This window comes from Marinigracilibium pacificum (genome assembly GCF_012926615.1).
GTDB lineage: Bacteria > Bacteroidota > Bacteroidia > Cytophagales > Cyclobacteriaceae > Mangrovivirga > Mangrovivirga pacifica.
Genome location: NZ_JABBNU010000009.1, coordinates 107,856 through 120,778 on the forward strand (window position 1 = coordinate 107,856; position 12,923 = coordinate 120,778).

Genomic DNA, 12,923 nt, shown 5'->3' on the forward strand with positions numbered 1-12,923 from the left:
ATGAAAAATTCATACATACTTATGCTCCTTGGAATACTGATTTCCTTTGCTGGAAACTCGCAGTATCCAACGATAAATTGGGAAAAAGTAGATGGAGGAACCAACCATGAATATCCTTATAATATAATTCAACTAACAGACTCCTCTTACCTGACTGTAGGATACTCATACCAATCAAGTGGCGGCAATAAAACAAGCCGAAATTATGGATATACTGATGGATGGGTTATAAAACGTGATAAGCTGGGCAATAAAATTTGGGACAAAAGCTATGGAGGGTCATCAGATGACAGAATAATTGATGCCTTGGCATTACCTTCTGGAGGAGCACTTCTTTTAGCTACTAGTTCTTCTGTCCCTAACCTTTTTGTAAATAAAAAAGCTCCGAACAAGGGAGGGCTTGATTACTGGCTTATCCAGATTGATAACAACGGCAACATAATCTGGCAAAAAACCTATGGCGGAATCTATACTGACTTCGCTACTTCCATTGCAATGTCCGCAGATGGAAATTACTTTATTGCTGGTTATTCCTATTCACCAGTTTCAGGTGATAAGTCTTCACCTTCAAAAGGTGGATATGACTTTTGGATCTTAAAAGTAGATCCTTCAGGAAACAAAATCTGGGATAGGACCATTGGGGGAAACAATACGGATTTGCCTTCAAGTATTATTGGAAATTCTGATGGAGGATGTACGATAGTTGGAAGTTCATCATCTACAAGCTCAGGAGATAAATCAGAATCCTCCATAAATGGATATGATTACTGGGTGGTTAGATTAAATGATAACGGGATTATTTTATGGGAAAATACAATTAGATCAGCAACAGAACTAGCTCAAATTGCAAGCCTAATTGAAATTAATAATTCAATATTTATTCTAGGCGCAAGTTCCGGACCGTTAGGTTATGATAAAACAGTTGGAAATAATAGGCTCTATGACTATTGGCTTATCAATCTCAACAAACAAACGGGAAATAATATCTGGCAAAAACTATATGGTGGATCAGGTTATGAATATGCTTGCAAAATTCACAAAACAAACAATAATGAGTTCATTTTAAAAGGGCAAACAACTTCAAGTATTTCAGGAGATAAAACGGAGCCTAGTCGTGGTGGTTATGATATATGGTTATTAAAAGTTGATGACATTGGCAATATTATTTGGGACAAAACCATAGGAGGAAGAAGTCAAGAGTTTAACCAGTCATATGAAAAGGGAATTACCACAGATATTAAAGGATTAATTACCATTGAATCAGCAACAGTAATTAGTCCACCTGGTGGGGATAAGTCTTTTGGAGGATATGGAGGCGTTGACTTCTGGACTATCCAACTAAAGGATAACACAGTAGTGGATAATACACCCCCAACTGTAATGACAAAGGACATAACCGTCCAGCTTGATGTGATGGGTAATGCAACAATCACTACGCAGGATATCGATAATGGCACATCAGACCCAAGTGGTATTGCTTCTTTGACAATTGACATGAGCAATTTTGACTGTAGTAATGTTGGCCCAAACATTGTCACGCTAACAGCCACAGATAACTTTGGGAATTCCGCTCAGGGACAAGCTACGGTTACAGTGGAAGATAATGTCAGACCGACAGTTATTACCCGAAACATTATTGCTCAATTAGATGTCAACGGCATGGTAACTATCACTCCAATGCAAATCGACAATGGTTCTTCCGATGCATGTGGAATAGCTAACTATCAAATTAGTAAGTCAGAATTTTACTGTGGCGATGTCGGTGAAAACATAATTAATCTTGCTGTTACTGACAACAATGGTAATACTGAAAAAGGTCAGGCAATTGTAACTGTTGAAGATAATATTCCGCCATACGTTAGCACTTTAGACGCTACAATTCAGATTGATGCCACTGGTCATGCATACTTAAATATTGGCCTTATAGACAATGGATCCTCAGATGCTTGTGGAACCGAGAGTATTAGTCTGGACAGAACAGATTTCACCTGTAATGACGTAGGTGAAAACATTGTTACTTTGACAGTTATTGATTTACATGGTAACTCAGCCCAAGGCCAGGCAACCGTTACAGTAATTAATGATGATCCGGTAATAAACAGCTTATCGCTTCCTATCAATCCTAACCCAATTGAAACACAAATTAATGCTTCAGCAACATTTACCGATGACAACATATCAGAAGCTGAATTTAATTGGGGGGACGGTTCAAGTTCCTTAGGCAATATTATGGGTAGCGATATTACTGACAGCCATACCTACCTAATGCCGGGTGTTTACGAAGTTTCATTAACAATTACTGATGTATGTGGACAACAAGACACCGAGGTATTCCAGTATGTAGTAATTTATGACCCTTACGGTGGTTTTGTAACAGGAGGCGGGTACATCTGGTCACACCCTGGTTATTATACTCCGGATCCATTAGCAGAAGGAAAAGCTAATTTTGGCTTTGTTGCCAAGTACAAAAAAGGAGCAACCACTCCAACCGGAAATACTCAATTCATGTTTACAGCAGGAGAAATGAATTTCCATAGTACAGAATATGATTGGTTGGTAATTGCAGGTCAGAAAGCAATGTATAAAGGATCAGGTACAATCAATGGTGCCGGAAGCTACAAGTTCATGCTTTCAGCAATTGATGGAACCTCCAAGGCTGATGGTGATCGTTTCAGAATGCAGATACTTGATATGTTTGATAACGTCATCTATGATAATCAACCCGGCGATGATGAAAATGTTGATGCTTCTACCTATCTCGGAGGCGGATCTATCACAATTCATGATGGAAGTAATAATGGTAATCAAACCAATAGCCTAATCGCTGATCCGGCATTTGAAAAAATTCATTTCTACCCTAATCCTGTTAGTTCTACATTAAACATTCAATTAACTGAGAGATTCATGACAGGAAGTGAACCTTTGGAAATCAAAATATATGAAGCAAACGGAAAATCGGTTGGATTTTATGAGTATTCAAACTTCAATACAAAAGTATTACAATTAAGAGTTGAGGATTTGAATAATGGCGTTTACATTCTAACAATCGAAAAAGGTAGTGAGTTTGAACATTTAAAATTTATCAAGGATTAAATAATAGAATAACAGAGCACTTGTGTATAGTGCTCTGTTATTCTATGTATTATTCATCTATTGGATCTGTACTATTAAACTCAGGATTTAATATTCCTGCCAAAGCATCTACATCTGTATATTGCCCCAAGGAGCCATCTATCTCCACTGCACTTTGATCAAAAGACACTTCAGATAGTGGGTTATTAGGCTCATTGACACTCAACTCCAAAGAAAATAATCTGTTTCCAGGCCCAACCGAATCTCCATATATCTGATATGTAATTCGTTTCAGGAAGTCTACTTGAATTACACTACCATCACTTTGTGTTACAGGCATTGTTACTCTTTCTACTTCAACCCTTAAAAATAATTGCTGACCAGGCACAATATTTCTCCCGGCTGTTGCCAAGAAATTTTCAATTCCCAATCGCTGAATGAGTTGATTTACCCTCCACGGACCCATTAAAATTCCAAAAGGACTTTCATGACCGACTCCAGGACCAATTGCATGTAGCGCTTCAAACCCACGCCTGCCTGATGGTAATCCCACCTGCCCTGGCCTTAACCAGCTTTGATAATTCGCTCGTGTAGTAGTTTGGCCTAATGCAGTAACTATAGCTAAAGTATCATGGGTTAATCTGGAAACTGTACCTTCTGTACCTCCTCGATCTCTGTATCTCCAGGACTCTCCAACTCCAGGTTGCTGTCGGAATTCCGGATCGCTTTCAGTCAACACTCGAGTTGTATCCGACATTGCTACATGGCCAAGTCCTCTGGCAGTTGAATCAACTTCGGCCTCATGATGCTGAATCTGGCTTTCAATTTCAGCAATTTGTCGCTCCATTTCATTGTAATTCTGCTCTAATATCTCAAGTGTTTGACCATCTAGATCAATTCTCATCGCTGCCTCAATTACATCTCTTTGTACTTCCAGCTGACTTCTAATTCCTAAAAGCTTATCTACTTCCAATCTTGCCTCTTCACCTCTGCTACCAAAGCCAGGTCCCCATCCTAATAGTTCGCCTATTCTGGAGGTTAATCTTCTTATTAAACCAAATGCGCCTTCATATCTTTGAAGCACACGTAAGGTATCAATATGATCTCCAACATGGGTATGACCTGCTGATGGTCCAAGTTCAAGAACTAGCCTACCACCTTCGAATCTGGCACGAGTTTCATTCCCACTTAATGATGGATTTCTTCTTATTGGCACATGTGCAATACTGGCTAACCCGGATCTTCCACTCAATAACTGCCCAACAGTTAATGCACCTCTTTCGCCTGCCGGACCAGATGCCCCTCCTCCAGACTCTCCGCTTCTTCTCTCTGCATCCAAGTCACGAATATGAGTATCGTCTGCCTCAAGTGAACGGTGAGTGGGGTTCCATTCAGTTGGTCCTTGATCAGCAGCGCTTCGCATTTGAGGTAATGCCTCCCTTGCCTGTGCTAAGAATTGGTCATGCATTGCCCTTACAAAAGAAAGATCACTTCTTCCAACCCCTTGTAATGAAGTTCTACTTTGTCTGTAAATATCATAAGCAGCCTGATAATAAGCTAACATAAATGAATCCACCCGAACTCCGGACAATTGCATTGCCGTAATGAAACGGAAAATGTATTTATACATTTCATATTCCCTTATAGCTACTTCAACATCTCCGCCTGCTTGATGCATCACATGTTCCATCATTTCAAGGTTTGCCAATGCACTTTGATAGGCTTCATGACCTGTCACTGCAACGCCTCTAACAACTTGCCTTCCAGCACCAGGAGAAATATACGCCTCTTCAGTTCTGAAATTTGCTTGCATTTGTAGTTCGGTAATAGCTTGTGCTAACGCTACCTGTAATTCTTGTGGAGTCAATGCTCCTTCAATAGCCGTTCTCAAGTGCGGAGGAAGTGTCGGAGGAAGAACGCCAGTCGCATCCGGAGGGATTCCCTCTCCCGTATGTGACTGTAATGCTTCAAATCGACTATGTAATGTATCGATATCACCATGTAATACTGCCAATCTTATCTGTGCATCTCCAGGTGATTCGGCTGCCAATGATCTGACAGCTGCCTGTTGTTCTGGCGACAGATGACTCATTAATCCTTCAACCCTGGCAACACTTTCGGGACTACCTTGAGCATGCTGCATCATTTTGGCAAAATTCAACACTTCTGCCATTTCAGTAACCCTTCCCTGGAATGCTCCAAATTCTGCAGGACTCATAAGGTTTCTCACCTGTTCATAGATGAATAATCTTTCTGCTTGGGTATAGAAATTCATACGTAAGAGCTCACTCCAGTTTGCTCCAAAGTGTTCTCTCATATAAGCTTCTGCAAGGGTAAGTCTTCTTCCTGCGTCTGTTCCGCCGGTGGCCAAATCGACATCACTGCTTGCATGTGTGCTTGCATTAGGATCAGAAAGCTGTAAGCTAAATTGTTGACCTATGTCTTGCACAACTCCATCTCTATAGCTACCCAAATGATCAACCAGATAAGCATACATATCATTAGCGGGTTCACTTTGAAGATGCATGATTAAATCCCGCCAGTTACCAAATGTTTCAAGAAGTCGTTTAGTTGTATGTGGGTCTCCGGCTAATAATGCAGTCCTGTTAGCTCTTATTGCTAAAAATGCTCTCAGCCTACTAACCGGATCAGAGGGTATGTCTACATCAGTATGTGGAGTTGGCGGTTCTGTTCTTCTTCGCCCTTCTTCTTCATGAGGATGCGGTGTGCCATCTTCAGAATCACTATCTCTTCTACCTTCCTCATGATGTGGCGGTGGAGAATCCTCTGTATGATGAGGAGGAGAGTCATCAGTATGGTGTGGTGGTGTATCGTCTCCATGTCCATGTGGTGGGGGAGTATCGTCTCCATGATGTGATTCGCCACCTTCTGCTCTATGTTCACTTAAAGCATCACCAACATGCTGTAAGAACCCATCGAACATAGCCTGGGTTAGTAGCTGAGCTCTTCTTCTACGAGCTTCTGCATGAGTCATTCTACCGCTTATAACCTGCTGTTGAATTTCCATGAAATTGTGAACAATTTCCATGGTCCCAATCAAGTAACTGACATTATTTACAGTACTATCTACAAAGTCAACTGCACGCTGGAATCTGGATAGCCTTGTAAACCATTGGGCAAAATCTTCACTTTCAGGAACTACGGCGAATAAATTGCGTGCTCTAACTAATCTAGCTCCGGCTAAACGAGATACTCCTGAGGCAACAGCACCTACTATATTCAGAATGTCACTGATAGTATTTGTATCCCAGGCAAAAGTATGATTATTGATTCTGCTTAGTATTCGAACTGCAGAAACTGCAGCTCCAACTGCAGCAACAGCTACTCCCACACCAGGAATAAACAATCCAACAACAGATAATATTTGGATAAGCTCATCGAGTCGCTCTGATGCTTGTGCAGTATCTCTAGGGTTACAACGTCTTACTATCGGTTCAGTAATCCCAAAATTTTGCCCTGCAGGAAATCTTACCGTAACGTAACCTCGTCCATAAGGAAAATGACCAGCGTATTCCTCTATTGCATGAATAACTGCCTCTCTTTGAGTATCACCTATAGCATCATGTTGATCACTATCAGTTCCGGTAATATCACTAACACGCATGGTGTAGCCTCGGGTAGGAGAATGGTCACGACTTTGTCCGATCTCTATAAGAAGTGGGTAGGTCTGGCCATTTTCTTCATTAACAAATACAGCCTGAGGACGTACGATACTGGTTCCTCCGACTCGCATTTCTGATTCCCTAGCTCTGGCAGTTTCCACTCTTCGTTCCAGATTACGAATATCTCGCTCAATATCTCTTCGTCGGTAAGAATTTGTTTCTCTTGTTAACTGCTCACGCTTAATAGCCAGTTGACGCTCAATTATGTCAGAAAGTAATCCTGCACCAGCAGCAGTTCCTTGCCTTAAAATAGTAAGCTCCTGATTTACCTTATCACGCTGTTCTTCGGTTAGTTCTTCGTCTTCTAATGTACTTTCTCTTCGGCTAATCTGTTCATCAAGGAAGGACCGATTGCTTTGGGCAGCTTCTTGTACTTTCAGTTCCAAAGCCCTTCGAATATCAGCTAACTGTCTTTCATCAGTGGTTGCTCTAAAACTTAATAACAACTCAAGAATCATCGCCTGAAGATTCTGATCCTGGGCATCTAATTCTTCCCTTGTGCGCTCTTGAATATTTTTAACTTCAACAACTTTAGTTGCCAAACTTGGCATTCTAATTATAGCATTTTCATCATCCTCATCACCAATCACTCTTGGCTGAGCAACACAACGAACCATATAATATCCATTCTCACTTGGGAAAGGGATTTCTTTTTCATATGCTGGATCGGATCCAAAAACGCTGGAAAAGACCCTAACTACCCATCCACCCAACGACATAATTCCATGTAAAGGCAAAGTTTCAAGGTTGAAGGCATTAACCAATACACTACGTACAGCTCTTTCAGGAGATCCATCCTGACTTTCTATTGGATTTGTAAAGTCGTAATAAGCCTGTGCTGCATCCTCTGTGAAATTATCATATCTCCTTTCAAGATCTCTAAAGTCAGCATCAAACCTCCCCACTCGATCACTACTCAGATCGCTTCCCTGTCTTACTTCTTGAAAGCCTGTTTCAGATTCTGCCACGGCAGGTGTTGTGGGTGTTTCACCCCTCATAATCTGCTCCTGCATATGTTGTATTGCTGAAGCACGATCACGCATTAATCGCTGATACAGTGGAGTTATATTAATTACCTGCCATACATAATCCGAACCGTTGAAGGCAGCAGAAACCTGTCCTAATAAATCAGGGTATACATCTTCGTAATGTAACCTCATTGAATAAGCACCAGTACCTCCACGAACCATAACTTCTGGTCCGGACATTGATGCCCGATAAGCTGAACGATTAGCGGTTCTATCTGAATCTGTTCCTCCTAAAAATGTAGAATCATTAATTGCTGCATTTCCACCAGTTAACTCCTCCTCTTCACGAACAGCTCTATCTGTTAACTGACGTCTGGCTTGTTCAGTAGCTTCTCCAACTCTACCTTGAAGATCTTCAAGCGATTCACCCTCACGCAGCTGAACAGGTACAACTTCACCGCCATCCTCACGATTTCTTCCTCCTACCCAAACGTTAACAAATTGCTCACCGTCTTCACGAACCCATGGCACCAACCTGTCAGGTCTCTGAGAATCAGCTGTAGTATCTCTAGTTAATGATGATTGATCAGAAGAATCTGTTGAAGTTTGGCCAGAAGAATTTACTTCCACTCCTAACACTCCACCAAGTTCACGTACCTGATCAGTTGCCCACTCCTGTAAAGTAGGGCTATCTCCATCACCACTATCTTCTGATGTCGGAATTTGCCCAAATACAACTATTGCCGGCAAATAATTTCGGCTATTTAATTCAACATTTGTTGTTTCGGCATAATCTTCCGGAAACGCAACAAATCCTCTTTCATTGATCAAGGTTTGACGTTCTTCAGAAAATCCTGATGAATCAATAGTTCGCCTTTCACTTAGATATTCTCCATCTCTTCTTCCATATTGTTGAAGATCGCCAGATTGTAATCTCCAAATACTATCGGATATTGTAGGTTCCCCCTCTCTGGCACTGTATTGTGCGATTCTTCTACCTGAAAGGTTGAATACATGCAAGCCATATTGAGAAAACACCATCACTGTTCTTACGGCAGAAACATGATTGCTAACAACAATTCCATCTCTTGCCAAACCAGTTATAGTTGTAGCATCTGAACGAATAGGTTCAAAACCACCTGTATCAGCAGGATCACGTATTAATGATCGCTGTATGGAATTATTATTACCACCAGATTGTTGTACAACATGGGTTAACTCATGTGCTAATAAATGCTTACCCTGACTAGTTCCAGGGTTATATTGCCCTTGATTGAAATAAATATTATTCTTATAGGTAAATGCTCTGGCTCCTAATTCCTTGTTCATTTGAACCGCAGAAGAATCTGTATGAATCTTGACACCACTAAAATCAGATCCCATCTTACTTCCTAAGTTCTTCTGAATATCGGAGGTCATTGCACTTCCTCCGGTAGAATTTTGAAGTTTTTGAGTTAGGCCAGGTGAAGCAAAGTTACCAGGTGATTTATATGCTTTTAATTGAATCTGATTTTCTTCTTCCTCACATTTGCTGCATTTAGTTTGAATTTGATTTTTTACCTTATGCTCAGGCATCCTCATGACCTGATCAGCTACTGCATCAGCTTCCTTTTCAAACTCATCGTTCGGTTCACCGATTTTAAGCTTAGTCTGTATTAAATCATCGTCATCATCATCAGCGTTACCAGCCATTTTCATAATCTGTGGCTCTGGTTGCATTTGAATTTGCTCTTCCTCTTCACATTCTTCACATTTCATTTGAAGATCTGGCTCTGGTATGGGGGCATTCATTTTTGGTAATACCTCCTGAGAAGGTTGAATTAAGTTTTGAGATGGTTTGACAGAACCATTTGAAATAGAATTACTTTTCCGGTCATGACCAGAATCCATATCGACTTGATTACTCAAGTTTTTGTTTTGATTATTTTCAGATGTAAATGCCCTCATATAGACTTTCTATGTTAAAAAATGAAGAATACACCCGGAGATTTACTTGGATGAGTATTGGACCATTGATCTGTCTGAATTAAATAATGCTTACCTCTGCTATCATTTTCTAAGCAACAGAGTTCCTCATCTGTACCTACAAAAGCAACTGATTTTCCCGGGTCCCAGTTATAACAATCATAAGCCTGAACTTCCCATTTGGTGAATTCAAAAGCATACCGTTCTATTCCCAATATACTATCTGGAGTCACTTTCATTTCAACAGCGGAGCACAACAAATATCCACCTACGGCTAAACCTAAATCTGTATATGGAAATCCGAATGCATTCCCGGCAGAGGAAAATTGCATATCAAAAGACACTGAAGAGGTAGGCTTAGCTGACATGGCATTTATTCTTTTTTTAGCACCTTCTATAAATTTATCTCTGTGAATACCGAGAGTAACCTGAACACTTAGATTTTTATCAAATAATGAAGATGGCATTACCACTTTAGACCCACTGCCATTTAAAAAGTGTTCAAGGTTATCGGAAGCGTGAGGATATGAGGATCTTTGATCTTTAACATAATCACGGTACTTCTTTTCCAAATTATCCATATCCTTCTTAGTTGGGAAATTTTGCTTGCACTCAGGAGTTACTGTGTTACAAAGCCCTGATGCTTTCTTACATTCATCCGTAACAGGAGAAACATCACATTTGCCCATGCTCTTTCCCTTCTTGATTTTATTTTTGTCTTTTGGTTTGGGTTTAGGCTTTGGCTTCGGTTTTGGTTTTGGTTTAGGTTTGGGCTTCGGTTTTGGGACTGCTTTAAATAGCTCATCAAGCTTTCCTAAAGTAATTCTTCCAGGTTTACCATCAGCTTGTCCATTTGCATCTAATAAGCCATATTTAATCTGAAACTTTTGAACAGTGATGTAGGTTTCATCACCAAAAATACCGTCTGGTTCATCCTTACCTTGATTAGTTGAATTGGGCATTATTAACTTCGCACAATTTTCTTTACTATTAGGACTGAGTGCTGTTTCTAATGGACATAAATCATCAATCAAAGCTTGCTGTAATAATTTTACTGCTTCATTCTTTTCACCATACCTAAGAATCGGGTTATTATCGTATGCCTTTTGAAGTCTTTCATTATTCTTAAATCGGGGAGACTGCAGGTCTTTACTTTTTTCAACTTCGGAAAGAGGCTTCTTTCTAATTACCTCTCTACTTTGATCTTGTTGTACAACATGGGTAAGCTCATGTGCCAATAGATGCTTTCCATCTTTACTATCAGGGTTATATTTGTTTTGATTGAAATAAATGTCTTTTCCATGAGTAAATGCTTGGGCTCCAATTTCCTGATTCATCTGAATAGCATTTTGATCAGTATGAATTTTAACACCGGTAAAATCTGCCCCTATTTTATCACTCATCTCATTAGTTAAATTCTCTGACATGGATTGCCCGGAATTCTTACTACAATTGATTTGGCTACTTAAATCTGTTGAAGTAAAATTCCCTTCTCCCTCAGATTTCATTTGGGTTATGCTATTAGAGGAAGGTTTCATCTGTACATTCTCTTCTTCCTCACACTTAGCACATTTCATTTGAATATCTATATTAGAATTTTCGGGTTTCATTTGAAGCCCTTCGCCAGACGGCATTCTCATTACCCTATCAGCAACCGCATCAGCCTCCTTTTCATATTTATCACCAGCTTGACCAATTTTTAATTTTGGTCTTATTGATGTATTTCCCCTTATGAAAGATGATACGAATGACATATGAAGAATTTAATATTCAATTAGGTACTTAAAGTTATTGGATTGGTAAATAATCTATCACCTATACCTGGAATATCAACCCTGCATCTAATTTCTGCAGATGTTATTCCTCTTTCCTTTAATAAATCTCTTGTAGGAGTGTTAATGTAAACCTCCTCGTAGTTCCCATATTGAAAAGGGTTCCCTCCATCAGCTTTTAGCAAATATCTTCTATTTTGACTATCAGCAATTATCCATCTCATTCTGAAACCGCTATTGGAAGGAACTCCTGATACTCTAAATTTAGTTGATCGAGGGCCATCATTTAGATTAATTGTTCCTGTAGGGTCTTGTTGCAGTGCCAAATTCCCTCCTCTAAAAGAAGTGGCTAATGATGCAGTGTCTGTAGCGTGCAATAGAAAATATACAAAACAAGAATAACTGTCTGCATTATTCATTCTTCGAGAAGTAGACATCCCTGCAGTCCTTGCCCTTTCACTGCAATCAACTGACCCAAGATATCCTTCATCACTTGTGCCATTATATCTATGTGACCCTTCATGGATCAAATTGTCAGCTCTTAAGCGAAGTGATTTATCGGGTCCCCACCAATCCATACATAAATGAATATTGCTTAACACTAATCTCACATACGCTTTATTACCTCCACAAAAATGATCCATCATAAAAGTTCCTGGTTGCTCACATTCAATCGTAGCCCCCGCCAAACCACTTTTAATCTCTTGCAGCTTACTTTTTACAAAATCAGCTGTAGCCTGGGTATCACTTCTAAATGCCATAAACAAAGCATCTTTAGTATTATTTGAAAGTCTAGATGCAGATAGTCTGCTAATGGCAGTTTGTAAATAGCTATCGGCTTCATTGACTGCCGGAATTATTAGATTTGTTAATTGATCATTGGTACAATCTGAATAATCTGTTTTTTGAATACTATCATTCTGTTGTACGGTGTGAACCAATTCATGAGCAAGCAAGCGTTTTCCTTTGGTATTATCCGGGGAGTACTCTCCCTGATTAAAATAAATATCATTTCCATAAGTAAATGCCCGAGCACCTAATTCATTGTTCATTTGAACAGCATTTTGATCGGTATGGATCTTTACCCCACTAAAATCCGCTCCTATCTTACCTCCCATTTCATTCCTAACCTTTTCGGGTAATGAATTGCCTGAATTATTTGAGTTATTTATTCGGGAACTAAGACTGGAGGAAGCTACACCTTGCTTACTCTCAGATTTCATTTGTAGAAATTGGTTACTTATAGGCTTCATCTGAACTTCCTCTTCCTCCTCACACTTGGCACATTTCATTTGAATGTCAGGGTTAACTTTATCTGATTTCATCCGTAACCCTTCTCCAGAAGGCATTCTCATCACCCTATCTGCTATTGCATCAGCCTCCTTTTCGTATTTATCACCTGGCTCACCAATTTTCAGTTTTGGCTGAATATTATTTTTCCTTATGCTCGCGGGATGAAACAT

Annotated in this window: 4 protein-coding genes; 1 reads left to right on the top strand and 3 read right to left on the bottom strand. The window is 39.9% G+C overall.

All coding sequences use genetic code 11. From position 1 onward, the window contains the following. On the top strand, positions 1–3,093 hold the full coding sequence (locus HH304_RS14765; RefSeq protein WP_169682999.1) for a T9SS type A sorting domain-containing protein: 3,093 nt from the start codon (positions 1–3) through the stop codon (positions 3,091–3,093). A gap of 49 nt (positions 3,094–3,142) precedes the next feature. Here the strand turns inward: HH304_RS14765 and HH304_RS14770 are convergent, their stop codons facing one another. The 3 genes from HH304_RS14770 to HH304_RS14780 are packed head-to-tail and all read right to left on the bottom strand — an operon-like array spanning position 3,143 to position 12,923. Further along, a complete protein-coding gene (locus tag HH304_RS14770; protein ID WP_271711635.1) occupies positions 3,143–9,670 on the bottom strand; it encodes an eCIS core domain-containing protein in 6,528 nt (2,175 codons plus the stop codon). 14 nt (positions 9,671–9,684) lie between these two features. Continuing rightward, complete coding sequence (locus tag HH304_RS14775; protein WP_169683003.1) at positions 9,685–11,442, bottom strand: eCIS core domain-containing protein; 1,758 nt, start codon at positions 11,440–11,442, stop codon at positions 9,685–9,687. A 20-nt stretch (positions 11,443–11,462) separates the two neighbouring features. Further along, the gene (locus HH304_RS14780; RefSeq protein WP_169683005.1) at positions 11,463–12,923 is read right to left on the bottom strand and encodes an eCIS core domain-containing protein; all 1,461 of its coding nucleotides are present in this window, start codon (positions 12,921–12,923) and stop codon (positions 11,463–11,465) included.

What these genes read in the sequence shown, in the direction of transcription:
- HH304_RS14765 (WP_169682999.1), top strand. Translation starts at nt 1, where the DNA reads ATGAAAAATTCATACATACTTATGCTCCTTGGAATACTGATTTCCTTT.
- HH304_RS14770 (WP_271711635.1), bottom strand. Translation starts at nt 9,670, where the DNA reads ATGAGGGCATTTACATCTGAAAATAATCAAAACAAAAACTTGAGTAAT.
- HH304_RS14775 (WP_169683003.1), bottom strand. Translation starts at nt 11,442, where the DNA reads ATGTCATTCGTATCATCTTTCATAAGGGGAAATACATCAATAAGACCA.
- HH304_RS14780 (WP_169683005.1), bottom strand. Translation starts at nt 12,923, where the DNA reads ATGTTTCATCCCGCGAGCATAAGGAAAAATAATATTCAGCCAAAACTG.